The organism is Streptomyces sp. CHD11 (assembly GCF_018638295.1).
Lineage (GTDB): Bacteria > Actinomycetota > Actinomycetes > Streptomycetales > Streptomycetaceae > Streptomyces.
In genome coordinates this window covers 285,840-310,146 of sequence record NZ_JABTTS010000009.1, presented here as the reverse complement: position 1 = coordinate 310,146, position 24,307 = coordinate 285,840, and the positions used below count along the sequence as shown (strand labels likewise).

25 protein-coding genes are annotated in these 24,307 nt (G+C 72.2%); 12 read left to right on the top strand and 13 right to left on the bottom strand.

Going from position 1 to position 24,307, the window contains the following annotated elements; genetic code table 11:
• Positions 1-204: 204 nt before the first annotated feature.
• The gene (locus HTV45_RS12115) at positions 205-1,977 is read right to left on the bottom strand and encodes a biotin carboxylase N-terminal domain-containing protein (protein WP_215205705.1); all 1,773 of its coding nucleotides are present in this window, start codon (positions 1,975-1,977) and stop codon (positions 205-207) included.
• Positions 1,978-2,341: 364 nt separating this feature from the next.
• Here HTV45_RS12115 and HTV45_RS12110 point away from each other — a divergent pair, with 364 nt between their 5' ends.
• The gene (locus HTV45_RS12110; RefSeq protein ID WP_215205704.1) at positions 2,342-2,899 is read left to right on the top strand and encodes a hypothetical protein; all 558 of its coding nucleotides are present in this window, start codon (positions 2,342-2,344) and stop codon (positions 2,897-2,899) included.
• On the opposite strand, the gene HTV45_RS12105 is transcribed toward HTV45_RS12110, so the two are convergent.
• From HTV45_RS12105 to HTV45_RS12095, 4 genes are all read right to left on the bottom strand, one after another.
• On the bottom strand, positions 2,868-3,488 hold the full coding sequence (locus HTV45_RS12105) for a nucleoside triphosphate pyrophosphatase (protein ID WP_215205703.1): 621 nt from the start codon (positions 3,486-3,488) through the stop codon (positions 2,868-2,870). The two genes, HTV45_RS12110 and HTV45_RS12105, sit on opposite strands and share 32 nt — an antisense overlap.
• Before the next feature lie 32 nt (positions 3,489-3,520).
• Positions 3,521-3,649, bottom strand: coding sequence for a morphogenic membrane protein MmpB (gene mmpB / locus HTV45_RS34815; protein ID WP_285899634.1), 129 nt, complete (start codon positions 3,647-3,649; stop codon positions 3,521-3,523).
• 121 nt (positions 3,650-3,770) lie between these two features.
• A complete protein-coding gene (locus HTV45_RS12100; protein WP_215205702.1) occupies positions 3,771-3,977 on the bottom strand; it encodes an acyl-CoA carboxylase epsilon subunit in 207 nt (68 codons plus the stop codon).
• A 20-nt stretch (positions 3,978-3,997) separates the two neighbouring features.
• Positions 3,998-5,587 carry an acyl-CoA carboxylase subunit beta gene (locus HTV45_RS12095; RefSeq protein WP_215205701.1) on the bottom strand — a complete coding sequence of 530 codons (1,590 nt, stop codon included), beginning with the start codon at positions 5,585-5,587 and terminating at the stop codon, positions 3,998-4,000.
• A 110-nt stretch (positions 5,588-5,697) separates the two neighbouring features.
• Between HTV45_RS12095 and HTV45_RS12090 the strand changes: the two genes are divergently transcribed.
• Both HTV45_RS12090 and HTV45_RS12085 read left to right on the top strand, forming a co-directional pair.
• Positions 5,698-6,576, top strand: a complete 879-nt coding sequence (locus tag HTV45_RS12090; RefSeq protein ID WP_215205700.1) for a biotin--[acetyl-CoA-carboxylase] ligase — start codon at positions 5,698-5,700, stop codon at positions 6,574-6,576.
• Between the two features lie 638 nt (positions 6,577-7,214).
• On the top strand, positions 7,215-8,342 hold the full coding sequence (locus tag HTV45_RS12085; protein ID WP_215205854.1) for an adenylate/guanylate cyclase domain-containing protein: 1,128 nt from the start codon (positions 7,215-7,217) through the stop codon (positions 8,340-8,342).
• Here HTV45_RS12085 and HTV45_RS12080 read toward each other — a convergent pair.
• A complete protein-coding gene (locus HTV45_RS12080) occupies positions 8,339-8,980 on the bottom strand; it encodes a hypothetical protein (protein WP_215205699.1) in 642 nt (213 codons plus the stop codon). The two genes, HTV45_RS12085 and HTV45_RS12080, sit on opposite strands and share 4 nt — an antisense overlap.
• Positions 8,981-9,181: 201 nt before the next feature.
• On the opposite strand from HTV45_RS12080, the gene HTV45_RS12075 reads away from it, so the two are divergent.
• From HTV45_RS12075 to hutH, 3 genes are all read left to right on the top strand, one after another.
• Positions 9,182-9,982 carry an enoyl-CoA hydratase/isomerase family protein gene (locus HTV45_RS12075; RefSeq protein ID WP_215205698.1) on the top strand — a complete coding sequence of 267 codons (801 nt, stop codon included), beginning with the start codon at positions 9,182-9,184 and terminating at the stop codon, positions 9,980-9,982.
• A gap of 65 nt (positions 9,983-10,047) precedes the next feature.
• Positions 10,048-11,196 (top strand): GGDEF domain-containing protein, encoded by a 1,149-nt coding sequence (locus HTV45_RS12070; RefSeq protein WP_215205697.1) that lies wholly within the window; start codon positions 10,048-10,050, stop codon positions 11,194-11,196.
• 83 nt (positions 11,197-11,279) lie between these two features.
• Positions 11,280-12,848, top strand: coding sequence for a histidine ammonia-lyase (gene hutH / locus HTV45_RS12065; protein ID WP_215205853.1), 1,569 nt, complete (start codon positions 11,280-11,282; stop codon positions 12,846-12,848).
• 92 nt (positions 12,849-12,940) lie between these two features.
• Here hutH and HTV45_RS12060 read toward each other — a convergent pair whose 3' ends face one another.
• Positions 12,941-13,267, bottom strand: coding sequence for a hypothetical protein (locus HTV45_RS12060; protein ID WP_215205696.1), 327 nt, complete (start codon positions 13,265-13,267; stop codon positions 12,941-12,943).
• A 109-nt stretch (positions 13,268-13,376) separates the two neighbouring features.
• Between HTV45_RS12060 and HTV45_RS12055 the strand changes: the two genes are divergently transcribed.
• Positions 13,377-13,733: a hypothetical protein gene (locus HTV45_RS12055; protein WP_251691919.1), complete on the top strand. Its 357-nt coding sequence runs from the start codon at positions 13,377-13,379 to the stop codon at positions 13,731-13,733.
• Between the two features lie 235 nt (positions 13,734-13,968).
• On the top strand, positions 13,969-15,222 hold the full coding sequence (locus HTV45_RS12050) for an Ig-like domain-containing protein (protein WP_215205694.1): 1,254 nt from the start codon (positions 13,969-13,971) through the stop codon (positions 15,220-15,222).
• A gap of 473 nt (positions 15,223-15,695) precedes the next feature.
• Here the strand turns inward: HTV45_RS12050 and HTV45_RS12045 are convergent, their stop codons facing one another.
• Positions 15,696-16,814 (bottom strand): hypothetical protein, encoded by a 1,119-nt coding sequence (locus tag HTV45_RS12045; protein ID WP_215205693.1) that lies wholly within the window; start codon positions 16,812-16,814, stop codon positions 15,696-15,698.
• A 132-nt stretch (positions 16,815-16,946) separates the two neighbouring features.
• Here HTV45_RS12045 and HTV45_RS12040 point away from each other — a divergent pair, with 132 nt between their 5' ends.
• Positions 16,947-18,104 (top strand): cystathionine gamma-synthase, encoded by a 1,158-nt coding sequence (locus tag HTV45_RS12040; protein ID WP_215205692.1) that lies wholly within the window; start codon positions 16,947-16,949, stop codon positions 18,102-18,104.
• Positions 18,105-18,153: 49 nt separating this feature from the next.
• Here the strand turns inward: HTV45_RS12040 and HTV45_RS12035 are convergent, their stop codons facing one another.
• The 3 genes from HTV45_RS12035 to HTV45_RS12025 all read right to left on the bottom strand — a co-directional run bounded on the left by HTV45_RS12035 (position 18,154) and on the right by HTV45_RS12025 (position 19,708).
• Positions 18,154-18,402, bottom strand: a complete 249-nt coding sequence (locus HTV45_RS12035; protein ID WP_215205691.1) for a hypothetical protein — start codon at positions 18,400-18,402, stop codon at positions 18,154-18,156.
• A 46-nt stretch (positions 18,403-18,448) separates the two neighbouring features.
• Complete coding sequence (locus HTV45_RS12030; RefSeq protein WP_215205690.1) at positions 18,449-18,952, bottom strand: sigma factor-like helix-turn-helix DNA-binding protein; 504 nt, start codon at positions 18,950-18,952, stop codon at positions 18,449-18,451.
• Positions 18,953-19,207: 255 nt separating this feature from the next.
• Complete coding sequence (locus HTV45_RS12025; RefSeq protein WP_215205852.1) at positions 19,208-19,708, bottom strand: MarR family winged helix-turn-helix transcriptional regulator; 501 nt, start codon at positions 19,706-19,708, stop codon at positions 19,208-19,210.
• Between the two features lie 163 nt (positions 19,709-19,871).
• Here HTV45_RS12025 and ilvA point away from each other — a divergent pair, with 163 nt between their 5' ends.
• From ilvA to HTV45_RS12010, 3 genes are all read left to right on the top strand, one after another.
• Entirely contained in the window at positions 19,872-21,101 is a 1,230-nt protein-coding gene (gene ilvA / locus HTV45_RS12020) for a threonine ammonia-lyase (RefSeq protein ID WP_215205689.1), read from the top strand.
• A gap of 187 nt (positions 21,102-21,288) precedes the next feature.
• Complete coding sequence (locus tag HTV45_RS12015; RefSeq protein WP_215205688.1) at positions 21,289-22,332, top strand: ATP-binding cassette domain-containing protein; 1,044 nt, start codon at positions 21,289-21,291, stop codon at positions 22,330-22,332.
• Positions 22,329-23,174, top strand: coding sequence for an ABC transporter permease (locus HTV45_RS12010; protein WP_215205687.1), 846 nt, complete (start codon positions 22,329-22,331; stop codon positions 23,172-23,174). Before HTV45_RS12015 ends, HTV45_RS12010 begins: the two co-directional genes overlap by 4 nt.
• Before the next feature lie 58 nt (positions 23,175-23,232).
• On the opposite strand, the gene greA is transcribed toward HTV45_RS12010, so the two are convergent.
• Together greA and HTV45_RS12000 are read right to left on the bottom strand one after the other, a co-directional pair.
• Positions 23,233-23,730 carry a transcription elongation factor GreA gene (gene greA, locus HTV45_RS12005; RefSeq protein WP_215205686.1) on the bottom strand — a complete coding sequence of 166 codons (498 nt, stop codon included), beginning with the start codon at positions 23,728-23,730 and terminating at the stop codon, positions 23,233-23,235.
• A gap of 169 nt (positions 23,731-23,899) precedes the next feature.
• Complete coding sequence (locus tag HTV45_RS12000; protein ID WP_215205685.1) at positions 23,900-24,298, bottom strand: DUF4307 domain-containing protein; 399 nt, start codon at positions 24,296-24,298, stop codon at positions 23,900-23,902.
• Between the last annotated feature and the right edge of the window lie 9 nt (positions 24,299-24,307).

The following is a 24,307-nucleotide window of genomic DNA, read 5'->3' as shown; positions in this document are numbered from 1 at the left end:
GGAGCCTGTACCCCCCGGTGGCCCGACGGGTGACCCGGTGTCGGTGCGGGGCGGAGGTGTGAGCGCAGCCCGGCGCCGGCGAGGGTGCCGCCCCCTCTCTCGGCTCCTCACCCCTCTCTCGACTGCGCTCGAGTACGACCGACGGACGGCCCGCACTCGCGCCCGGCGGGCCCGTGGAGCGGCCCGCCGGACGGTGAGGACGGGTCAGTCCTTGATCTCGCAGATGGCCGCGCCGGAGGTCACCGACGCCCCCACCTCCGCGCTCAGGCCCTTGACCGTGCCCGAGCGGTGCGCGTTGATGGGCTGCTCCATCTTCATGGCCTCCAGGACGACGACGAGGTCGCCCTCCTTGACCTCCTGGCCCTCTTCCACCGCGATCTTGACGATCGTGCCCTGCATCGGGGACGCGAGGGTGTCGCCCGAAGCCGCCGGCCCGGACTTCTTCGCCGCCCGCCGCTTCGGCTTGGCGCCGGCGGCCAGGCCCGTACGGGCCAGTGACATGCCCAGGGACGCAGGCAGGGAGACCTCGAGCCGCTTCCCGCCGACCTCGACGACCACCGTCTCGCGGCCCGCGTCCTCCTCGGCCTCCGCGTCCACACCGGCGGCGAACGGCTTGATCTCGTTGACGAACTCCGTCTCGATCCACCGGGTGTGCACCGTGAACGGGTCGGCGGAGCCCGTGAGCTCGGGAGCGAACGCCGGGTCCCTCACCACCGCGCGGTGGAACGGGATCGCCGTGGCCATGCCCTCGACCTGGAACTCCTCCAGCGCACGGGCGGCCCGCTCCAGCGCCTCCCGGCGCGTACGGCCGGTGACGATCAGCTTGGCCAGCAGCGAGTCCCACGCCGGTCCGATGACCGAGCCGGTCTCGACACCCGCGTCCAGCCGGACACCCGGCCCGGACGGCGGGGCGAACGTCGTGACCGTGCCCGGGGCGGGCAGGAAGCCCCGGCCCGGGTCCTCACCGTTGATCCGGAACTCGAAGGAGTGGCCGCGCAGCACGGGATCGTCGTAGCCCAGCTCCTCGCCGTCGGCGATACGGAACATCTCCCGCACCAGGTCGATACCGGCGACCTCCTCGGTCACCGGGTGCTCCACCTGCAGACGCGTGTTGACCTCGAGGAACGAGATCGTCCCGTCGACACCGACCAGGAACTCCACGGTGCCCGCACCGACGTAACCGGCCTCCTTGAGGATGGCCTTCGACGCCGAGTACAGCTCGGCGACCTGGGCGTCCGACAGGAACGGCGCCGGAGCCTCCTCGACCAGCTTCTGGTGCCGGCGCTGGAGGGAGCAGTCACGCGTGGACACGACGACCACGTTGCCGTGACGGTCCGCCAGGCACTGCGTCTCCACGTGCCGCGGCTTGTCCAGGTAGCGCTCGACGAAGCACTCGCCCCGGCCGAACGCGGCGACCGCCTCACGGACGGCCGAGTCGTAGAGCTGCGGCACCTCCTCGAGGGTGCGGGCCACCTTCAGTCCGCGCCCGCCGCCACCGAAGGCGGCCTTGATGGCGATCGGCAGCCCGTGCTGCTCGGCGAAGGCGACGACCTCCTCCGCCCCGCTCACCGGATCGGGTGTACCCGCGACCAGCGGAGCACCCGCGCGCTGTGCGATGTGCCGGGCGGCGACCTTGTCGCCGAGGTCGCGGATGGCCTGCGGCGGCGGACCGATCCAGGTCAGCCCCGCGTCCAGCACCGCCTGGGCGAACTCGGCGTTCTCGGAAAGGAAGCCGTAGCCGGGGTGGACGGCGTCCGCGCCGGACTCCCGCGCGGCCTTCAGCACCTTGTCCATGTCGAGGTAGCTGGTGGCCGGAGTGTCACCGCCCAGGGCGAACGCCTCATCCGCGGCGCGGACATGCGACGCGTCCCGGTCCGGTTCTGCGTAGACGGCAACGCTCGCGATTCCGGCATCCCGGCAGGCCCGGGCCACGCGGACAGCGATTTCGCCACGGTTGGCGATGAGCACCTTGCGCACGATTGAGGCTCCCTCCTTGAAACAAGCCGAGTTTAGGGACTGCCGACACGGCACTACGACCCGTCCCCAGTGGTGAGCTTGCCCACACGGAGCGTGATGCGCGGCTGGCTCGACCCGTGAAATCCCTTGTCGCACCTAGGTACGCAGGACTCTTCCCGGAAACCCTAGCGGCCCTGTGTGGTCAAGGTCTCTGTGAGAGCGTGCTGCGGCCCACTCTGTTTCTTTGTGGAGTCCCTACGAATGGCCCAATGGTTCTTTGCCCCTCGCAGACCCCTTGTACCGAGGTATACCCGTTAGTAGCCTTCCGGTCGGCCCGAACATACTCGGGGTAACCACAGTCGTGCTCGAAAGTGGGTGGGGACCGGTGGTGCGCAGACCGGTGGCGGGGGTCGTGGCGCTCGTGCTGTTCGCGGAGGCGCTCGGCATCGCGGCGGTGAACTGGTTCCTGGGCGTCGTCGTGGACCGGCAGGACATGTCGCTGGCGGGCCTCGACCCGCACATGATGTCGGTGTCCTCGAAGATCGGCGGCATCGTCTTCGGGCTCTACCTCGCCCTGTGCGGGCTGGTGGCCCTGCTCGCCGCCCTGCGCGACCGCGCGCCGGCGGGATCCGGCAGGGTGCTGCTGATCAGCGCCGCGGTGGTGCACGGGCTGCTGGGAGCGTTCGCGTGGGGCCTGGTCGGCTGGACCGCCTTCGTGTTCATGGTGGGTGTACTCGGGCTGATCGTGCTGCTCCTGATGACGTACGACGGCCACGCGGGCGACACCACCGCCGGTGCCGCTCCCGACGGCGGTACCGGGGGTGCCGGCGGCATGGACGGGCCCGGCGGCACGGACGGTACCGGCGGGACGGAGGGCCCCGGGGGCCCGGGCCGCACCGGCGGCTCTCCGCTCACTCCTCCGGCGGCGCCCACAGTTCCGTGATGCCGACGCCGAGTCGGGCGAGCAGCCGGCGCAGCAGGGGCAGGCTGATGCCGATCACGTTGCCGTGGTCGCCGTCGATGCCGTCGATGAACGGTGCCGAGCGGCCGTCCAGGGTGAACGCCCCGGCGACGTGCAGCGGTTCGCCGGAGGCGACGTAGGCGGCGATCTCGTCGTCCGTGGGGTCACCGAAGCGGACGACGGTGGAGGCGGTGGCGGAGGTGTACCGGCCGCTGAGGGTGTCGTAGACGCAGTGGCCGGTCTGGAGGGTGCCCGCGCGGCCCCGCATGGCCTTCCACCGTGCGGTGGCCTCCTCGGCGTCCGCGGGCTTGCCGAGGGGCCGGCCGTCCAGTTCCAGCACCGAGTCGCAGCCGATCACCAGCGCACCCTTGACCTCGGGCTTCGCGGCGACGACGGAGGCCTTGGCCTCGGCCAGGGCGAGCGCCAGTTCGGCGGGGGTGGGGGCGGTGACGGCGTCCTCGTCGACCCCGCTGACGATCACCTCGGGCGCCAGTCCGGCCTGGCGGAGCAGTCCGAGCCGGGCAGGGGACTGGGAGGCGAGTACGAGCCGCCTGGGGCGCTGAGCAGTCATGCGCTCAGGTTAGTCACCCGGACCGGACCGCATCACCTCACGCCGATCACGAGCATCGCCAGCACCATGGCCAGGGCCAGGAGAACGCTCAGCCGCCGCAGCATGCCCTGCATGTCGCGCAGTTCTTCGGGCGGTTCGTTCTCCGGGTCGGACCACAGCATGACACCAGCGTGCGGCCCGGCGGGGCGGGGCGCCTGAGTAGGCGTACTCAGATCGGCGCCCCGCGTTCCTCCGCGGTGCCCGGGTACGGCGGGGCCGCACCCGGACCCGCGGCAGCGGGCCTCAGCCCGGCCAGGAGGAGCGGCTCCACGCCGTCGGCCCCGGCCGGGGCAGCCGGTGGGCGGCGATGCGGGACGGGTCGGACCAGGCGTCGCGGGGTGCGGGCGCGCCGGACGGCACGGCGGACGCCGCAGCGGCGCGCACCCGGACCACCGCCAGTGCGGCGGCCAGCTCCTCCGGGGTCGGGTTGCCCCGTACGACCTTGATCACAGCGGCTCCTTACTGCGGCTCTACAGGGGGATGTTGCCGTGCTTCTTCGGGGGCAGGCTCTCGCGTTTGGTGCGGAGCTGACGCAGGCCCCGGACGAGGTGGCGGCGGGTGTCGGACGGCATGACCACCGCGTCGACGTAGCCGCGTTCCGCCGCGACGTAGGGGTTGAGGAGGGCGTCCTCGTACTCCCGCATCAGCCTCGCGCGGGCCTCGTCCGGGTCCTGCGAGCCGGCGATGGTGCGGCGGTGCAGGATGTTGACCGCGCCCTGCGCGCCCATCACCGCGATCTGGGCGGTGGGCCAGGCGAGGTTGAGGTCGGCGCCCAGGTGCTTGGACCCCATGACGTCGTACGCGCCGCCGAAGGCCTTGCGGGTGATGACCGTGATCAGGGGGACCGTGGCCTCGGCGTAGGCGAAGATCAGCTTGGCGCCGCGGCGGATGATGCCGTCGTGCTCCTGGTCCACGCCGGGCAGGAAGCCCGGGACGTCCACGAAGGTGATCACCGGGATGTTGAAGGCGTCACAGGTACGGACGAAGCGGGCCGCCTTCTCGGACGCGGTGATGTCCAGGCAGCCGGCGAACTGCATCGGCTGGTTGGCGACGATGCCGACGGGGCGGCCCTCGACCCGGCCGTACCCCGTGAGGATGTTCGGCGCGAAGAGGGGCTGGGTCTCGAGGAACTCGGCGTCGTCGAGCACGTGCTCGATGACGGTGTGCATGTCGTAGGGCTGGTTCGCCGAGTCAGGGACGATCGTGTCGAGTTCGCGGTCCTCGTCGGTGACCGCCAGGTCCGCCTCCTCCGGGAAGGCCGGGGGCTCCGAGAGGTTGTTGGAGGGGAGGTAGGAGAGAAGCTGCTTGACGTACTCGATCGCGTCCTTCTCGTCGCCGGCCATGTGATGGGCCACGCCGGAGGTCGCGTTGTGGGTACGGGCGCCGCCCAGCTCCTCGAAGCCGACGTCCTCGCCGGTGACGGTCTTGATCACGTCCGGTCCCGTGATGAACATGTGGGACGTCTGGTCCACCATGACCGTGAAGTCGGTGATCGCCGGGGAGTACACCGCGCCGCCCGCGCACGGGCCGACGACCAGGCTGATCTGCGGGATCACACCGGAGGCGTGGGTGTTGCGGCGGAAGATCTCGCCGTACGCGCCGAGGGAGGCCACGCCCTCCTGGATGCGGGCGCCGCCGGAGTCGTTGATGCCGATGACGGGGCAGCCGGTCTTGAGGGCGAAGTCCATCACCTTGACGATCTTCTGGCCGTAGACCTCGCCGAGGGCGCCGCCGAAGACGGTGAAGTCCTGGGAGAAGACGGCGACCGGGCGGCCGTCGACGGTGCCGTAACCCGTGACGACGCCGTCGCCGTACGGACGGTTGGCGTCGAGGCCGAAGTTGGTGGAGCGGTGCCGGGCGAACTCGTCCAGTTCGACGAAGGAGGCCTCGTCGAGCAGGAGGCCGATCCGCTCACGGGCGGTCAGCTTGCCCTTGGCGTGCTGTTTTTCGACGGCGCGTGCGGAGCCGGCGTGCGTCGCCTCTTCGATGCGACGCTGAAGATCCGCGAGCTTGCCCGCGGTCGTGCGAATGTCGGGCTGCTGCTCTTCCGGCTCGGACATCGGGATGCGGCTCCCTGCCTGCTCAAAAGGGGGGACGGTTACTCATCCGTAGCGTAGTAGTGCGCCCTCCGTTCGGCAGTGCGGTGTTTCCCACACCTAGTGTGGGTTGCATGACGCCCCGAGATGACTCCGCTTCCGCCCGCGGCCGGTGGTCCGATCTGGACCGGCCACCGCTCAACTCCGCCGCGCTGCGCCGGGGACTGGTGCGCGAGGGGTCTCTGTGGCGGGAGGTGGAGGTGGTGCAGCGCACCGGGTCCACCAACTCCGACCTGGTGAGCCGGGCCGGCCAGGGCGAGGTGGCGGAGGGAACCGTCCTGGTCGCCGAGGAGCAGACCGCCGCGCGGGGGCGGCTCGACCGGCGGTGGACGGCGCCGGCCCGCTCGGGGCTGTTCTTCTCCGTGCTGCTGCGGCCCGCCGAGGTGCCGGTGGCTCGGTGGGGCTGGCTGCCCCTGCTCACCGGTGTCGCGGTGGCGACCGGGCTGTCGCGGGCGGCGGGCGTCGATACGGCCCTGAAATGGCCGAACGACGTGCTGGTCACGGTGGAGGGCGGGGAGCGCAAGGCCGGCGGGATCCTGGCGGAGCGCGCCGGGGACGACGCGGTGGTGATCGGAGTCGGGATCAATGTGAGCCTGCGGGCCGATGAGCTGCCGGTGCCGGCCGCGGGGTCGCTGGCGCTGGCGGGGGCGGTGGCCACGGACCGGGATCCCCTGCTGCGGGGGATGCTGCGGGCGCTGGAGGAGTGGTACGGGCGCTGGCGGGCCGCGGGCGGGGACGCGGGGGAGTGCGGACTGCAGGAGACGTACGCGGCGGGATGCGCGACGCTCGGGCGGCGGGTGCGGGCGGAGCTGCCGGGGGACCGGGCGCTGGTGGGGGAGGCGGTCGCGGTGGACGGGGACGGGCGGCTGGTGCTGGCCACGGAGGAGGGTGTGCAGGAGCCGGTGGGAGCGGGCGACATCATCCACCTGCGCCCGACGGGTGACGTGGGCTGACGCCCGTGCCCGTGCCCGTGCCCGCGGCGCGTTGTGCGGTCCGGTCCGGTGCGCGTCGTACGTCCGGCCGGGGGAACACCGTGCGGTGGGATGCCGGGCACCCGCGCGTGCGAGGCGGCACCGCGCACCCNCCCGCGGCGCGTTGTGCGGTCCGGTCCGGTGCGCGTCGTACGTCCGGCCGGGGGAACACCGTGCGGTGGGATGCCGGGCACCCGCGCGTGCGAGGCGGCACCGCGCACCCGGCCGGCACCCGGCGAACCGTGCCCGCGGCGCGTCGTGCGGTCCGGTCCGGTGCGCGTCGTACGTCCGGCCGGGGGAAGACCGTGCGGTGGGATGCCGGGCACCCGCGCGTGCGAGGCGGCACCGCGCACCCCGGCCGGCACCCGGCGAACCGTTCCCGCGGCGCGTTGTGCGGTCCGGTCCGGTGCGCGTCGTACGTCCGGCCGGGGGAACACCGTGCGGTGGGATGCCGGGCACCCGCGCGTGCGAGGCGGCACCGCGCACCCCGGCCGGCACCCGGCGAACCGTCCGTCACCCGCACCTCCGGCCCAACCGAACGGAGTGAGCTGGCGCACACCTGCCGTAGAGTTGGGGCCGGTCGATACAGGGCCGTGGCAGATCGGAAGGGCAACAAACGCGTGACCGTCGACGACTCGGGTTCCGGTGCGGAAGCGCAGGGCGCCGGCGAGGATCCGCTTGCTCTGCGCCTCGAGCAGCTCATTCTGGGCGCCGACCGCCGCTACACACCGTTCCAGGCGGCCCGCAGCGCCGGTGTGACGATGGAGCTGGCCACCCGCTTCTGGCGGGCCATGGGTTTCGCCGACGTCGGACAGGCCAAGGCCCTGACGGAGGCGGACGTCCTCGCGCTGCGCAGGCTCGCCGGTCTGGTGGAGGCGGGGCTGCTCAGCGAGGCCATGGCGGTGCAGGTGGCGCGTTCCACCGGGCAGACCACCGCCCGGTTGGCCGAATGGCAGATCGATTCGTTCCTGGAAGGGCTGACCGAGCCGCCCGAGCCGGGGATGACCCGTACCGAGGTGACGTACCCGATCGTCGAGCTGCTCCTGCCCGAGCTGGAGGAGTTCCTGGTCTACGTCTGGCGCCGGCAGCTCGCCGCTTCCGCCGGGCGCGTGGTGCAGGGGGCCGACGACGAGGAGATGGTCGACCGGCGGCTGGCCGTCGCCTTCGCGGACCTGGTGGGATTCACCCGGCTGACCCGGCGCATGGAGGAGGAGGAGCTCGGCGAACTCGTCGAGGCCTTCGAGACCACCGCCGCCGATCTGGTCGCCGCTCGGGGCGGACGGCTCATCAAGACGCTGGGTGACGAGGTGCTCTACGCCGCCGATGACGCGGGTACCGCCGCGGAGATCGCCCTGCGGCTGGTCGAGACCATGGCGAACGACGAGACCATGCCGGAGCTGCGGGTCGGCATGGCGTTCGGCACGGTGACCACCCGGATGGGCGATGTGTTCGGTACGACGGTGAATCTGGCCTCCCGGCTCACCTCCATAGCTCCCCGTGACGCCGTGCTCGTCGACGCCGCGTTCGCCGAGGAGCTGATCCGTACCGGGGACGCGCCCGCCTCCGAGGCCGCGGCCGCCGAAGCCGTCACCGCGGCGGAGAAGGAGGGCGAGGAGCCGCCGGTGTACCGGTTCGCGCTCCAGCCGATGTGGCAGCGGCCGGTGCGTGGGCTCGGTGTGGTGGAGCCGTGGCTGCTCACCCGGCGGAACGAGGCTCCGCCCGCTTCCGCCTCTTCCTCCCCTTCCTAGTCCTCCGGCTGGCGCGGCTGTCCGCCGCCCACGCAGAGACCGATGACCGGTATGCACAGCCCGGGATCTGCGGGCGGGGCGGGGACCGGGCTGTCCGGCCGGTGCGGGGGTGGTTCCTGCTGCCCGTGGACGGGCGGTGGGCCCGGTGGGCCGGGCCGGCCGGGTGGAGTGGCGGGGGCGTGGCTCGTCGCGGGCCCGGGTGACGGGGTGTCCGCCGTCTCCGGGATCGTGGTGGGGACCGGGACCCGGGGGCGCGAGGGCGGTCCGGGCGGGGTGAGGGGGACCGCGTTCTTGCCGCCCAGGGTTTCGGGGGAGGACGCGTCGTCCTTCGGGGACCGCGTGGCCGGGGACGCGGGAGGCGCTCCGGCGGGTGCTCCGGCGGGCGGGCCGGTGGGCCGGCCGGCCCGGGTGGGTGAGGCCGCGGGGTGGGGGGCCGCTTCCGTCGCGATGCCCGTCCCGCCGTCGGGGGCGGAGGCCAGACGGACCAGGGTCACGGCGCCCGCGGCCAGGGCCAGACCGCTCGCGGCCAGGAGCGCCTTGCGGGGGCGGGGCCTGCGGTGACGGCCCCGGATGCGGGACAGGGGTGCGGCGGTGCGTGGTGCCGGCGGACTCTTCGGCGGCGGACTCTTCGGTGTCATGGCCTTCCCTCCCCTGCCGCGTGACGCGGTGTGCGCAAGCTATGCCTCTGGGTGAGGGGCGCGGCCGGAGTCGGCCGGATGTCACTCGAACGGGTGGGCGGGGGGTGACAGGGGAACCGGGCACGCGCCCTTTTCGCCGGCGGGCACGGCTGCGATGATCGGGACGAGCGAGAAGTTAACCCGCGTTAACCGGAGGGCGTCATGAGTGAGGAACGGTTCGGGGAGTTCGTGCTGGTGCGCCGGCACGAGCGGGGGCATGTCGCGGAGCTCGTCCTCGACCGCCCCAAGGCCATGAACGCGGTGTCGACGGAGATGGCCCGCTCGATCGCCGCCGCCTGTGCGGCACTCGGCGCGGACCGTGACGTACGGGCGGTGGTGCTGACCTCGTCGCACGAGCGGGCGTTCTGTGTGGGCGCCGACCTGAAGGAGCGCGATTCCTTCAGCGACGCCGATCTGGTGCGCCAGCGGCCCGTGGCGCGCGGGGCCTACACCGGGGTCCTCGAACTGCCGGTGCCCGCGGTGGCGGCCGTTCACGGGTTCGCGCTGGGGGGCGGCTTCGAGCTGGCCCTGTCGTGCGATGTGATCGTGGCGGACCGTACGGCCGTGATGGGGCTGCCGGAGGTGTCCGTCGGGGTGATCCCGGGCGGGGGCGGTACGCAGTTGCTGCCGCGCAGGGTGGGGGCGGCGCGGGCCGCCGAGCTGATCTTCACGGCGCGGCGGGTGGAGGCCGGTGAGGCCCGGGAGCTGGGGCTGGTCGATCAGTTGGTGGACGAGGGGCGGGACCGGGAGGAGGCGCTGGCCATGGCGTCCCGGATCGCGGCGAACTCGCCGGTGGGGCTGCGGGCGGCCAAGCGGGCGCTGCGGCTCGGGCACGGGCTGGACCTGTCCGCCGGGCTCGAGGTCGAGGACGCCGCCTGGCGGTCCGTGGCGTTCTCGGGGGACCGGGCGGAAGGGGTGGCCGCCTTCAACGAGAAGCGCAGGCCGCAGTGGCCAGGGGAGTAGCGGCGCGGAGCTGGGGGCCACCGCCTTGATGTCCCGGTTCGCCGGAATATACCTAATCTGGGGACATGGGTGAGGAGAGCCGGCTGGCGGCCGTGGTGGCGCTGGCTCAGGGCATGGCCGCCGCGCACAGTTCGCGGGAGTCCTGGCGGGCCGCGGCCGTCGGTGCCTGCCGGGCGCTGGGCGGGAGCTTCGCCGCGCTGTCGGTGTGGGAGCGGGAGCTGGGGCGGCTGCGCGTCCTGGTGAATGCCGGGGAGCTGGCCGAGGGGGAGGAGGAGTTCCCGGAGGACGAGTCCTATCCGGTGCATCAGTTCGCCGAGATCACCGAGTTCCTCCATGAGCGGTGGGCGGGCGGCGGCGAGCCCGACGCGTGGGTGGAGACCGCGGGAGGGCCCTCGGCGGGTCCGGCGGAGTACTGCCATCAGCGGGTCGCGGCCCTCAGGCGGCGGGGTCGCGGCTGCTGTGTGGTCGCGCCCATCGTGCTGCACGGGCGGGCGTGGGGCGAGCTGTACATAGCCCGGCCGGCCGGTGTGCCCGTCTTCGGGCGGGGCGACGCCGACTTCGCGACCGTGCTGGCGGCCGTGGTGGCGGCGGGGATCGCGCAGACCGAGCGGCTGGAGGAGGCGCGCCGGCTCGCCTTCACGGACGCGCTGACCGGGCTGGCCAACCGGCGCGCGGTGGACACCCGGCTCGACGAGGCGGTGGAGCGGCACCGGCGGGACGGTGCCGTGGTCAGCCTGGTGGTGTGCGATCTGAACGGGCTGAAGCGGGTCAACGACACGCTGGGGCACGCCGTGGGGGACCGGTTGCTGGAGCGGTTCGGGACCGTGCTGTCGCTGTGCGGGGCCATGCTGCCCGGCGCCCTGGCGGCGCGGCTCGGCGGGGACGAGTTCTGTCTGCTGGCCGTGGGGCCGCCGGCCGACGAGGTGGTCAAGACCGCCGACGAGGTGTGCCGGCGGGCCATGGAGCTGGGTATCGGGGAGGGCGTCGCCTGCGGGGTGGCCTCCACCGGGGACCCCGTCGGGCCGGTGCGCTCCGCCCGGCGGCTGTTCCGGCTGGCGGACGCCGCACAGTACCGGGCCAAGGCCGAGCGGTCCGCTCATCCCGTGGTCGCCGGGCGGGAGGGGCCGAAGGACCCGGTCGTACGGCTCGCGGACGAGCCGTCGCGGGCGGCGGACGGGGAGCGGCGCCGGTTCCGGGGGCGGCATGCGCCGTAGCGTTCCGGTGCTCCGGTAAGGGGCGCGGGGCGCGTCCGGGGGTGACATCGCTCAATTCACTGCGTACGCTCCTGAATATGGATATGCACACTGTGGTGGTGGGGACGTCGGGTGCGACCGCGTCCGACGTGCTCGCCGTGGCGCGCGGCGGTGCCCGCGTCGAACTGTCCGCGCAGGCGATCGCCGCCCTCGCCGCCGCCCGCGAGATCGTGGACGCCCTGGCCGCCAAGCCGGAGCCCGTGTACGGGGTGAGCACCGGCTTCGGCGCCCTGGCCACCCGGCACATCAGTCCGGAGCTGCGCGCCCGGCTGCAGCGCAACATCGTCCGCTCGCACGCCGCCGGGATGGGGCCGCGGGTGGAGCGGGAGGTCGTCCGCGCGCTGATGTTCCTGCGGCTGAAGACGGTCTGCTCCGGGCGCACCGGCGTCCGGCCGGAGGTCGCGCGGACCATGGCCGACGTGCTGAACGCCCAGATCACCCCGGTCGTCCACGAGTACGGCTCCCTCGGCTGCTCGGGCGACCTGGCCCCGCTGTCCCACTGCGCCCTCACCCTCATGGGCGAGGGAGAGGCCGAGGGCCCCGACGGGACGGTGCGGCCGGCGGGTGAGCTTCTCGCCGAGCACGGCATCCGGCCCGTCGAACTGCGCGAGAAGGAAGGGCTCGCCCTTCTCAACGGCACCGACGGCATGCTCGGCATGCTGGTCATGGCGCTCGCCGACCTCGACCTCCTCTACCGGTCCGCCGATGTCACCGCCGCCCTCAGCCTGGAGGCCCTGCTCGGCACCGAAAAGGTGCTCGCCCCCGAACTGCACGCCATCCGCCCGCACCCGGGCCAGGCCGCCAGCGCCGCCAACATGCTCGCCGTACTGCGCGGTTCGGGACTGACGGGGCATCACCAGGACGACGCCCCGCGGGTCCAGGACGCCTACTCCGTGCGCTGCGCCCCGCAGGTCGCAGGCGCCGGACGGGACACCCTGGCCCACGCCCGCCTGGTCGCGGAGCGCGAACTCGCCGCCGCCGTGGACAATCCGGTGGTGCTGGCCGGGGACACCTCCCAGGCTCCTGGCTCCGGGGGAGGGCGGGTGGAGTCCAACGGCAACTTCCACGGGGCGCCGGTCGCCTACGTCCTGGACTTCCTCGCCATCGCCGTCGCCGACCTGGCGTCCATCGCCGAGCGCCGCACCGACCGGCTGCTGGACAAGAACCGGAGCCACGGACTGCCGCCGTTCCTCGCCGACGACCCCGGTGTGGACTCCGGGCTGATGATCGCTCAGTACACCCAGGCCGCCCTGGTCAGCGAGTTGAAGCGGCTCGCCGTACCGGCGTCGGCGGACTCGATCCCGTCCTCCGCGATGCAGGAGGACCATGTCTCCATGGGCTGGTCGGCGGCGCGCAAACTCCGTACGGCCGTCGACAACCTCACCCGGGTCCTCGCGGTGGAGCTGTACGCCGCCACGCGGGCCGTGGAACTGCGGGAAGGGCTGACGCCGGCTCCGGCCACCCGGGCGGTCGTCGAGGCCGTGCGGGAAGCGGGTGTGGGCGGCCCGGGACCGGACCGGTATCTGGCGCCGGATCTCGCGGCGGCGGACGCGTTCGTCCGCGACGGGCGGCTGGTCGCCGCCGTGGAGACGGTCACCGGGCCGCTGCGCTGACCGGGCCGGGGTCCGTGGCGGTCCGTCGCGGGCTCTGGCGGTACCCCACGGGACCCGGAGGGTGCCGCCCCGGCCCGAAGCGGACGGGGCGCCTAGAAGTCCAGCCGTTCGCGGCGCACCGAATAGGCGACGAAGCCCGCGCCGAGGGCGAGGCTGGCCGTGCCGCCGATGATGTATGGGGTGCTGTCGAAGCTGCCGGTGTCCGCGAGCCGGACGTCCTGGCCCGTGGTGTCCAGTGAGGCCGACGTGGCGCCGGAGACGACTCTTGCCTGCGTGGTGACCTGCGGGGACGGAGTCGCCGGCGGCGCGTCCCCGGTCGGCGTGTCCGACGACGCGTTGGCGGAGGGGACGAACCACAGGGCACCCAGCAGGGTGCCCGCGGCGGTGGCGGTCAGCAACGGACGGAGCGCGGATGACACGGAATATCGATCCCCTTGTGGCGCTGGCGAATTGGCCGTGTGGTGCGATGTTAGTGAAAGTCGCGGGTCACAGGAAAGTCACGGGAGCCGAAAGCCGTACCCTCCGGACATGAGCACTCCAGAGACGTCACGGTTTGTCCGGCTTCGGGTCGAACTCGTTCTTGAGGTCGACGACGAAAAGGCGGTCACCGGGGCCGCGCTGCACAGGATTTCGGACGAGGCCGATATGCCGGCCGAGGAACGGGTACACGCCGAGAGCGCTGTGACCGAGGACTCCGCGGAGGCCCTCGCGCAGTTGGTGGATCCGTTCAGCCTGGTCAGTGAGGTCCCCGGTATCGAACTCCTGCAGGCCTCATGGAGTGCCGAGCGGATCGACTACGACCCGGATTCGCCGGAGTGGGACCTCGGCGAGGATGATGGCGAGGAGTCCTACGACGACGAGGACGGCGCGGGCCGGGCCGGCTGACCCGACTTGGGGAAATCGTGACCCCGCGCGGCAACCGCCGCCGGGGCCGCGACGTCTCAAGGGGAGCAGAGACGCCGTCCTCGCCGTCCGCTCCGGCGGACGTGGTGAGCCCCACACTCGCGGGCCATGGGGAACCGGATCACCCGGTCGTAGCGTTGAAGGTTGTGGACGGGCCCCTCGGCTTCGCGCCGGGGACCCGTGGGGTTGGGATTCGGCAACGATGGAGAAGCGTGTGATGACGGACGGTAAGCGGCGCAGGCGTCTGGCGGCCGCGTCCGCTCTGCTCGGCGGAGTGCTGGTGCTCTCGGCCTGTTCCGGCGGTGACGACAGTGCCTCCGGCGGCAGTGACGGCAAGGACACCTCCCAGGCCCAGGTCGACGAGGCGGCGGCGCAGAAGTCCTCCGAGGCGCAGATCAAGATCACGCCGAAGGACGGTTCGAACAGCGCCTCCATCAACAACTCCGCGACCGTGGCCGTCAGCAAGGGCACGCTGACCGAGGTGAAGATGACCACCTCCGACGGCACCGCCGTCGAGGGCGAGATATCCGCCGACAAGAAGAGCTGGAAGCCCAGCGGCCAGTTGGAGCGCGCCACCACCTACAAGGTGACGGCCACCGCCGAGGACTCCGAGGGCCTCGCCGCCCACGAGAACGCGTCGTTCACCACGGTCTCCCAGGCCAACAGCTTCATCGGCAACTTCACCCCGGACGACGGCACCACGGTCGGCGTGGGCATGCCCGTGTCGATCAACTTCGACAAGGCGATCACCAACAAGGCGGCCGTCCAGAAGGGCATCAGCGTCTCCACCACCAGTGGTCAGGAGGTCGCCTGCCACTGGTTCAACGCCAACCGCATGGACTGCCGTCCCGACGACTACTGGCAGGAGAACTCCACGGTCACCCTGAAGCTGGCCCTCGACGGGGTCGAGGGTGCCGAGGGCGTCTTCGGGGTCCAGCAGAAGACGGTCAGCTTCAAGACCGGCCGCAACCAGGTCTCCTACGTCGACGCCAAGACCAAGCAGATGAAGGTCACGCAGAACGGCAAGACCATCCGCACCATCCCGATCTCCGCCGGGGCGCCCGAGAACAAGACGTACGAGGGCCAGATGGTGATCTCCGAGAAGTTCAAGGAGACCCGGATGAACGGCGCCACGGTGGGCTTCACCGACGACGACGGCGAGGGCGAGTACGACATCAAGGACGTGCCGCACGCCATGCGTCTGAGCACCTCCGGCACCTTCATCCACGGCAACTACTGGGGCGCCAAGTCCATCTTCGGCAGCGTCAACACCAGCCACGGCTGCGTCGGTCTGGCCGACGCCAAGGGCGCGAACGACCCGAACACGCCCGGGTCCTGGTTCTACGACAACTCCATGGTCGGTGACGTGGTCGTCGTCCAGAACACCGGCGACAAGACCATCGCCCCGGACAACGGCCTCAACGGCTGGAACATGAGCTGGGAGCAGTGGAAGGCGGGTTCGGCGGTCTGACGCCCCCTCCGGACACGGAGCGAACCCACCCCGCACGGCCGGTGCCCCCGTCCCCTCCTCCGGGAGCGGACGGGGGCACCGGCCTTTCCCGCCGCTGCTCCGCACGGCCCGCCGGGCGGCGCGAGGAGCGCTGAGGCGTCAACCGCACGGTCACGAGACGGAGTTCTTCCACGCCGGGATCGCCGACAGGGCGGGCAACACGTCGACCCTCTCGAAACGGAAGTACGGCCGCGGGGCCGACGGTGCGCGGACGGGCGGCGGGCCCGTACGGAAGGCGACGGCCCGCTCCGTACGACGATCACCGGCGGTCGTCCCGGTCCGCGCCGGCGGGAGGCGGAGCAGACCGGGCGGCCGTGTCCGTGCGGCGTGGGCGGGCCGGCCGGGACCCTGCTGCCCGGTACGGCGGCTCGGGGCCTCGGGCCTCGGGTCCTCGACCCCAGGGCCCCGGGCACCGGGCACGGACCGGCCGGTGGTCAGTGCGGCAGGGTCGCCGGGTTGCCGCCGTTCGCCTCGTAGCCGGCGACCGCCAGGGCGCGGTGGACCGCGAACTCGGCGGCGGGGTCGGGGGACAGGGTCCAGGGCAGGGCGCCCACATGGCCGTCGATGTGTATGAGCTGGCTCATGGCCTCCGCCCAGCGCTCCCCGCGGACCAGGAAGAAGACCAGCAGATGCCGCACATGCGCCGTCATCGGGTCGTCGGGGCGGGCCGAGTGCACCGCGTGCAGCGCGCCGTGCACCGCCTTGGTGACCGTCTCGCTCCGGTGGAAACCGGCGACCAGGTTCACCTCCGGCAGATGCTCGAACACCGCGAAGAGCGGCATGGCGGCGAGCAGGGATCCCTGGGGTGCCCGCGCCGCCGCGGCCTCCGCGAACGCGTACGCCTGCTGCCGCGAGCCGTGCCACTTCTCGCACCAGTAGTGCAGCGCGGCCAGGTGCGCGCCCATGTGCGCCGGGGCGCGGTCCAGGATCTTCAGCCAGACCTGCTCGAAGTCCGCCTGCGCGTAGCCCAGACCGCGGGCCACCGAGAGCTCCACGATGTACGGAACCGGGTCACCCGGGGCCAGCAGCGCCGCCTCGCCGCAGGCCGCCTTCGCCTCTTCCATGATGATCCGGAACTCGTCCGTGCCGGGCGCCGCCGTACGCCATGCCTGCTGCACGAGGAACTCGGCGTGCACCGCGGCGCCCCCCGCGTCCTTGGGCGCCTCCGTCCGCCACACCCGCAGCCACTGCCCGCCCGGCGCCTCGCCGGCCCCGCCGGGCCGCTGGGCCAGCTCCAGGGAGGCCGCGCCCGCGAACGCCTGTATGCGCTGCCAGCGCAGCTCACTCTCCGCGGCCGTGCCGGCCAGCAGCTGCCGCGCCGCGCGGTAGTCCTGCGTGCGCTGCACCAGGTCCAGCACGTCCAGCAGGTCCTGGTCGGGGCCGGGCATACGGATGTCCAGCTCCTCCTCGAGCGCGAAGCCGTAGTTCGCCGGGTCCGCCCCGTCCGGATGGCCGGCCGGGACCAGACCCATCGCACCGCGCCGGCGCCTGAGGAAAGGCAACACCACGAAGCCGATCATGACCAGCGCCATCAGGACCCAGAGAATCTCCATGTCACCAGCGAACCAGACCACGTCGGCAATTGGCCAACCCGCTGCCCGATCCTGTGGAAAACTCCCGGCGCCCGCCGTCGCGGCTCCGGCGTGTCCGTCATCGGCACCGTGCGCGCACTACCCTCGGGGCTCATGAGCGACAGGCACATCAGTCAGCACTTCGAGACGCTCGCGATCCACGCGGGCAACACCGCCGACCCCCTGACGGGCGCGGTCGTCCCGCCGATCTACCAGGTGTCCACCTACAAGCAGGACGGCGTCGGCGGCCTGCGCGGCGGCTACGAGTACAGCCGCAGCGCCAATCCGACCAGGACCGCGCTGGAGGAGAACCTCGCCGCCCTGGAGGGCGGCCGCCGCGGCCTGGCGTTCGCGTCCGGCCTGGCGGCCGAGGACTGCCTGCTGCGTACGCTGCTCAGCCCCGGCGACCACGTGGTGATCCCGAACGACGCGTACGGCGGCACGTTCCGCCTCTTCGCCAAGGTCGTCGCCCGCTGGGGAGTGGAGTGGTCGGTCGCCGACACCAGCGACCCCGCCGCGGTCCGGGCCGCGATCACGCCGAAGACCAAGGCCGTATGGGTGGAGACTCCCTCCAACCCGCTGCTCGGCATCACCGACATCGCCGCCGTCGCCCAGGTCGCCCGGGACGCGGGCGCCCGGCTCGTCGTCGACAACACCTTCGCCACGCCGTATCTCCAGCAGCCGCTGGCGCTCGGCGCGGACGTCGTCGTGCACTCCCTGACCAAGTACATGGGCGGTCACTCGGACGTCGTCGGCGGGGCCCTGGTCACCGGTGACGCGGAGCTGGGCGAGGAGCTGGCCTACCACCAGAACGCGATGGGCGCGGTCTCCGGTCCCTTCGACTCCTGGCTGGTGCTGCGCGGCACCAAGACGCTGTCGGTCCGCATGGACCGGCACAGTGAGAACGCCACGAAGGTCGCCGACATGCTCGGCCGTCACTCCCGCGTGACGAGCGTCCTGTACCCGGGACTGCCGGACCACCCGGGTCACGAGGTCGCCGCCAAGCAGATGCGGGCCTTCGGCGGCATGGTCTCCTTCCGCGTGGAGGGCGGCGAGGAGGCGGCCGTGGAGGTCTGCAACCGGGCCAGGGTGTTCACTCTCGGTGAGTCCCTGGGCGGCGTCGAGTCCCTGATCGAGCACCCGGGACGGATGACGCACGCGTCGGTGGCCGGATCGGCGCTCGAGGTCCCCGCCGACCTGGTGCGCCTGTCCGTGGGCATCGAGAACGCCGACGATCTGCTCGAGGACCTCCAGCAGGCGCTCGGCCGGTAGGGCGGGCGGGGCCTGCGGGAACTCCGTGCGGCCGCACCGGCCGCCGGGTTCACCAGCCTGTGAGGGGTGGGGTCGTCTCCGAGGGCGGCTCCACCCAGGGGCGGACCGTGACCGCCCACACCACGAACGCCACGGTCGCCGCCAGTAGCAGGAGCCAGACCGCGCGGCGGAGGAACGTCCTGCGCCGCAGCATGCGGGCGCCGCGCCGGGTCGCCTCCGCGTGCAGGCCCGGCGGCACCGGCGGGGGTGTGCCCTCCAGCATGCGCCGGACGGTCGCCTCACGGCTGAGCCGGTTCATCTCCGCCTCCCCTTGCCGCTCGCGCCGCTGGGCCGGCACGGGCGGGTCATGACGGCACCGCCCCGACACCGCTCACGGCCGGGGGCTGCGGGCGGGCCGGGCGCAGCACGGTCGCCATCGCGCGGTTGAAGATGGTCCGGACCCGTTCGACGGGAAGTCCGAGCAGCGCCGCCGTCCGCTCCCCGTCCACGCCCTCGTACAGGCGGATCACCAGGACCAGACGTTCCTGCGGGCTGAGCGTGGCCAGGGGGCCGGTGGGGCGGGAGCGGGAGCGGAGCGGTCCGCCGTACCGGTGCCAGGCCCCGCGCGCGTACCGGGCCACCAGATCCTGGCGGGTGTGGTCGTAGGGGTCCTCGCCGTGCAGGCGGTCCCAGCAGGCGTACGTACGGGCCAGCGACAGGGTCACCAGGTGCCGTGCGCGCGGGTTGTCGTTACGGGCCTCCGCGGTGAGCAGGGTCGCGGTGTGCAGCAGGCGGCCGCCCGCGCCGGCGACGTAGGCCTCGAACTCACGGGCGCGGGTGGTGTCATCGGGCGTGTGCCGTGGTCGCAACCGCGCCTCCCGTCACCCTGGGGGAACGGGTCCCGGCCGGGCGCGGCGGGGACCCTGCTTCATATCAGGGCAGGGCGCGCCCTGCGGTCAAGGGGTGCGCACGGGGGAAGGGCCGGGGATTTTCCGCCCCCGCGGCCCTTCCCGTCCCGAAACCGGGTCTCCGCCCCGGGCCCCGCTCCTCGAACGCCGGAGGGGCCGGCTCTTCTCGTTCCGGAGCCCGCTCCCGGATGCCGGAGGGGCCGGCATCCGGGAGCGTCAGGAGTCCGGTCGGTCGTGTGCGGCCATGCGGGAGGACAACGCTCCGTTGAAGCGCGTGAGCAGCGCGCAGAAGGCCTCCCGCTCCTCCGGCGCCCAGTCCTCCGTCAGCTCCGCCATCAACTGACGTCGTGAGGAGCGCACTTCCTCCAGCCGGGACTGCCCGCGCGGAGACAGCTGGAGCACGACCGCACGCCCGTCCTCGGGGTGGGAGGTCCGCTTCACCAGACCGGTGTCCACCAGCGGTGCCACCTGACGGGTGACCGTGGAGGAGTCGATGCCCATGCTCGCGGCGAGCGCCTTGACGCCCATCGGGCCCTCTTTGTGGAGGCGGTTGAGCAGCAGGTATGCCGCGCGGTCCATCGAGTTGCGCACCTGGCCGACCCCGCCGAGCCGCGTCTGTTCGGCGCGGCGGGCGAACAGCGCCACTTCGTGCTGCAGCGTGTCGAGGAGACCCGTGTCACCGACGGCAGTCGGGTCCGTCGTCATGTCCATCGACATTTCAGGTGTTGGGGGCATGGCCGAAGGCTCACTTCGTGGAGGGCTGCTAATTGGGGGACAGGGTACGCGCCGGGGCGGCGGGCCGTACCGGCGCTGGGCAAAGCGGTGGTCCGCGGACCGGTCGCACCCGTCACGCCCGGCCGGGAACTGCGATGCTGGGGTGATGAGCCACAGCACGGCCCCGTCCCTGCGGACCGTCACTCTCGACGATGTGCGCGGCGCCCGGAAGACGCTCTCGGGCGTGGCCCGGTGCACCGCGATGGAGGGCAGCAGGCACCTGTCCCGGACGGTGGGCGCACCGGTGCATCTGAAGTGCGAGAACCTCCAGCGGACCGGGTCGTTCAAGCTGCGCGGCGCGTACGTCCGGATCGCCGGGCTGTCGCCCGGGGAGCGTGCCGCCGGCGTGGTCGCGGCGAGCGCGGGCAACCACGCGCAGGGGGTGGCGCTGGCGTCGCGGCTGCTCGGGGTGCGGTCCACGGTGTTCATGCCGAAGGGGGCCCCGCTGCCGAAGGTCAGCGCGACCCGGGAGTACGGCGCCGAGGTGCGCCTGCACGGCCAGGTGGTGGACGAGACCCTGGCCGCGGCGAGGGAGTACGCGCACGAGACGGGGGCGGTGTTCATCCACCCCTTCGACCACCCGGACGTCATCGCCGGCCAGGGCACGGTCGGCCTGGAGATACTGGAGCAGTGCCCCGAGGTGCGCACGGTCGTCGTCGGTGTCGGCGGGGGCGGGCTGGCCGCCGGCGTCGCGGTCGCGGTGAAGGCGCTGCGGCCCGATGTGCGGATCGTCGGGGTGCAGGCGGCGGGCGCGGCGGCGTATCCGCCCTCGCTTGCGGCCGGGCGCCCGGTGCCGGTGGACAACCCGGTGACGATGGCCGACGGGATCAGGGTGGGGCAGCCCGGCGAGGTGCCGTTCGGGATCGTCGACGAGCTGGTGGACGAGGTGTGCACGGTCACCGAGGACGAGCTGTCGGCCGCGTTGCTGCTCTGCCTCGAGCGGGCGAAACTGGTCGTCGAACCAGCCGGGGCCAGTCCGGTCGCGGCGCTGCTGAGCCGTCCCGGTGCCTTCGAGGGGCCGGTCGTCGCGGTGCTGTCCGGCGGCAATGTGGACCCGGTGCTGATGGAGCGGGTGCTGCGGCACGGTATGGCGGCGCAGGGCCGTTACCTGGCCGTCCGGCTGCGTCTGGCGGACCGTCCGGGCGCTCTGGCCTCGCTCCTCGGGGCGTTGTCGGTGGCCGATGCCAATGTGCTCGACGTGAGCCATGTACGTACCGATCCGCGGCTGGGGCTCACGGAGGCGGAGGTCGAGCTGCACCTGGAGACCAGGGGTCCCGCGCACTGCGCCGAGGTCGAACAGGCGCTGCGCGAGGCGGGTCACACCGTCCTGGACTGACGCCGGGGGTCGCGTCACTCCTTCGAGTCAATCAATTCCATTGAGAGACGCGATACATCGCGTTACGGTGTGTCTCGGGTCACCGCACGGCCGGCCCGACCCGCCGCCGTGCCGTACGAGAGATCTCAGCACACCGAAGCACGCACACCCAGGCTTTCCGAAGAATCACGACGACGTGGAGACTCATATGCCAGGCGCCATCTATGCCGAAGGTCTGGTGAAGACCTTCGGAGACGTAAAGGCACTGGACGGCGTCGACCTCGAGGTCCCCGAGGGCACCGTCCTCGGCCTGCTCGGGCCGAACGGCGCGGGCAAGACCACCACCGTCCGCTGCCTCACCACCCTGCTGCGGCCCGACCGGGGCAGGGCCGTCGTCGCCGGCATCGACGTGCTCAAGCACCCCGACGCCGTGCGCCGCTCCATCGGCCTGTCCGGGCAGTTCGCCGCCGTCGACGAGTATCTGACCGGCCGCGAGAACCTGCAGATGGTCGGACAGCTCTACCAGATGAGGGCCAGGGCGGCGAAGGCGCGGGCGGACGAACTGCTGGAGCAGTTCAACCTCGCGGACGCCGCCGACCGTACCGCGAAGACCTACTCCGGAGGCATGCGCCGCCGGCTCGACCTCGCGGCGGCCCTGGTCGTCTCGCCGCCGGTGATGTTCATGGACGAGCCGACCACCGGCCTCGACCCGCGCAACCGCCAGCAGCTGTGGGAGGTGATCAAGCAGCTCGTCTCCGGGGGCACGACACTGCTGCTCACCACGCAGTATCTGGAGGAGGCCGACCACCTGGCGCACGACATCGCGGTCGTCGACCACGGCAAGGTCATCGCCCAGGGCACCTCCGACCAGCTCAAGGCCCGTACCGGCGGCGAGCGCGTCGAGGTCGTGGTGCACGAGCGGGAGCACATCGCGGCCGCCTCCGCGCTCCTCGACAAGTACAGCCTGCGCGGCCTCGGCAAGGGTGACACCACCGTCGAGGACCACATGCGCAAGATCACCACACCGGTCTCCGGCGGAGCGAAGCTGCTCGCCGAGATCATCCGTGAACTCGACGCCGACGGCATCGAGATCGACGACATCGGTCTGCGCCGCCCCACCCTCGACGACGTCTTCCTCTCCCTCACCGGACATGTCGCCGAAGCCGGGTACGAAGACGCGGGCGCGGACGGTGCGCGCGACACCACGGGACAGAGCAGGGGAGACCGCCCCGGTAAGGAGAGCGCGAAATGAGTGCCGTCACCGACGCCGTGCGGACCACGGCCCCGGCGAACGCGATCAGCCAGTCGGTCCGCGACTCCCTGGTCGTCGCCAAACGCAACCTGATCCGCATGGCCCGCATCCCCGAAGTGGTCATCTTCGGGCTGATCCAGCCGATCATGTTCGTGGTGCTGTTCTCCTATGTGTTCGGCGGCTCCATGAACATCGGCGGCAGCACCAGCCCGCAGGTCTACCGCGAGTTCCTGATGGCCGGCATCTTCGCCCAGACCGTCACCTTCGCCACCGCCGGAGCCGGTGCGGGCATCGCCGAGGACATGCACAAGGGGCTCATCGACCGCTTCCGCTCCCTGCCGATGGCGCGTGGCGCGGTGCTCACCGGCCGCACCCTCGCCGACCTGGTGCAGACGGCGCTCACCCTGCTCGTGCTCGCCGCGGTCGCCCTGCTGGTCGGCTGGCGCACCCACACCGGCATCGGTGAGGTGCTCGGCGCGTTCGGCCTGCTGCTGCTGACCGGGTACGCGTTCACCTGGATCGGCGCGGTGATCGGCCTCTCGGTCCGCACGCCCGAGGCGGCCACCTCCGGCGGACTCGTCTGGCTCTTCCCGGTGACCTTCGTGTCGAACGCGTTCGTCGACTCCAGCAACATGACCCCCTGGCTGCGCCACATCGCCGACTGGAATCCGTTCAGCGCCACCGTCCAGGCCTGCCGCGAGCTCTTCGGCAACCCGGGAGTGTCCCCCTCGGACGCCTGGCCCATGCAGCACCCGGTGTGGGCCTCGCTGATCTACTCGGTCCTGATCATCGTGTTCTTCCGCACCCTCGCCGTGCGCAAGTACCGCTCGGCCGCGGCATGACGAAGCCCCCGGCGCCACTCAGGGGTGCCGGGGGCCCGTCAGGGACGTGCGGTGCGGGTCAGCCGCTGTACGGCTCGGCCTTGATGATCTTCACCGAGGCCTTCTTGCCGTTCGGCAGCTCGTACTCCGCGTCCTCGCCGACCCTGTGGCCCATCACGCCGGAACCGAGCGGGGACTGCGGCGAGTACGTCTCCACGTCGGCGCTCGCGTACTCGCGCGAGGCGAGCAGGAAGGTCAGCGTGTCGTCCTCGTCACCGTCGAAGGCGATGGTCACGACCATGCCGGGCGCCACCGCGCCGTTGGCCGCGGGAGCCTCGCCCACCTTCGCGTTCTCGAGGAGCTGGGTGAGCTGGCGCACCCGGAGCTCCTGCTTGCCCTGCTCCTCCTTGGCCGCGTGGTACCCGCCGTTCTCGCGCAGGTCGCCCTCCTCGCGCGCGGCGGCGATCTTGGCGGAGATCTCCGTGCGCGCGGGACCAGTAAGGTGCGCAAGCTCTTCCTTGAGCTTGTTGTACGCCTCCTGGGTCAGCCAGGTGACGTTCTCGCTGGTCTGGGTCACAGGTGCTCCTCGTAGGTACTGGGAAATACAAAGCAACGCCCTACCCAGAAGGATGGTCCTCCAGGGATGGGCGAAACCACGAGCCTAACAATTACGTGCCCGCAGGGGGAGGACATAAGCCACCAGACTCCCGTCAGCGCAGGTCACCTGCCGGGTATTCCCCGGCGGATCAGTCCGCGTGGCAGCCGAGCAGCTCCGCGCTGGTGCCCGGCGAGGTCGTGCGCAGCGTGACGACCTCGTCGATGCGCGTGGCGTCCTCCTCGAACCGGAAATCGGCCCGGCCCACCTCGGCGCCGTCCGCGGCCTGCGAGCGCACCGTGCAGTACCCGGCGGCACCCGCGTCCTTGTGCACCTCCAGGTGCACCTTCACCGAGTCGTCGGAGACCTCGAAACCGATCATCTCGCCGCTGATCTCGTTCTGGGCCACGTAGTGGTAGCCGAACCAGCCGATCAGCCCGAGCAGCAGCACCGACAGCACGGCGCCGACGGCCTTGAGGGTGCGGTCGGCACGCTCGTCCGAGGAGCGGCCGTAACGGCCCTCGGGCAGCCGCGTGCTCGACGTACTCATGATCGTCTC

Bases quoted from the DNA above. Each gene is read 5' to 3' on its own strand.
- mmpB (WP_285899634.1), bottom strand. From the start codon at position 3,649: ATGCTGTGGTCCGACCCGGAGAACGAACCGCCCGAAGAACTGCGCGAC.
- HTV45_RS12025 (WP_215205852.1), bottom strand. From the start codon at position 19,708: ATGTCGATGGACATGACGACGGACCCGACTGCCGTCGGTGACACGGGT.
- HTV45_RS12090 (WP_215205700.1), top strand. From the start codon at position 5,698: ATGACGCCCCGAGATGACTCCGCTTCCGCCCGCGGCCGGTGGTCCGAT.
- HTV45_RS12000 (WP_215205685.1), bottom strand. From the start codon at position 24,298: ATGAGTACGTCGAGCACGCGGCTGCCCGAGGGCCGTTACGGCCGCTCC.
- HTV45_RS12015 (WP_215205688.1), top strand. From the start codon at position 21,289: ATGCCAGGCGCCATCTATGCCGAAGGTCTGGTGAAGACCTTCGGAGAC.
- HTV45_RS12055 (WP_251691919.1), top strand. From the start codon at position 13,377: ATGAGCACTCCAGAGACGTCACGGTTTGTCCGGCTTCGGGTCGAACTC.
- ilvA (WP_215205689.1), top strand. From the start codon at position 19,872: ATGAGCCACAGCACGGCCCCGTCCCTGCGGACCGTCACTCTCGACGAT.
- hutH (WP_215205853.1), top strand. From the start codon at position 11,280: ATGCACACTGTGGTGGTGGGGACGTCGGGTGCGACCGCGTCCGACGTG.
- HTV45_RS12095 (WP_215205701.1), bottom strand. From the start codon at position 5,587: ATGTCCGAGCCGGAAGAGCAGCAGCCCGACATTCGCACGACCGCGGGC.
- HTV45_RS12010 (WP_215205687.1), top strand. From the start codon at position 22,329: ATGAGTGCCGTCACCGACGCCGTGCGGACCACGGCCCCGGCGAACGCG.
- HTV45_RS12040 (WP_215205692.1), top strand. From the start codon at position 16,947: ATGAGCGACAGGCACATCAGTCAGCACTTCGAGACGCTCGCGATCCAC.
- HTV45_RS12035 (WP_215205691.1), bottom strand. From the start codon at position 18,402: ATGAACCGGCTCAGCCGTGAGGCGACCGTCCGGCGCATGCTGGAGGGC.
- HTV45_RS12070 (WP_215205697.1), top strand. From the start codon at position 10,048: ATGGGTGAGGAGAGCCGGCTGGCGGCCGTGGTGGCGCTGGCTCAGGGC.
- HTV45_RS12105 (WP_215205703.1), bottom strand. From the start codon at position 3,488: ATGACTGCTCAGCGCCCCAGGCGGCTCGTACTCGCCTCCCAGTCCCCT.
- HTV45_RS12075 (WP_215205698.1), top strand. From the start codon at position 9,182: ATGAGTGAGGAACGGTTCGGGGAGTTCGTGCTGGTGCGCCGGCACGAG.
- HTV45_RS12050 (WP_215205694.1), top strand. From the start codon at position 13,969: ATGACGGACGGTAAGCGGCGCAGGCGTCTGGCGGCCGCGTCCGCTCTG.
- HTV45_RS12045 (WP_215205693.1), bottom strand. From the start codon at position 16,814: ATGGAGATTCTCTGGGTCCTGATGGCGCTGGTCATGATCGGCTTCGTG.
- HTV45_RS12080 (WP_215205699.1), bottom strand. From the start codon at position 8,980: ATGACACCGAAGAGTCCGCCGCCGAAGAGTCCGCCGGCACCACGCACC.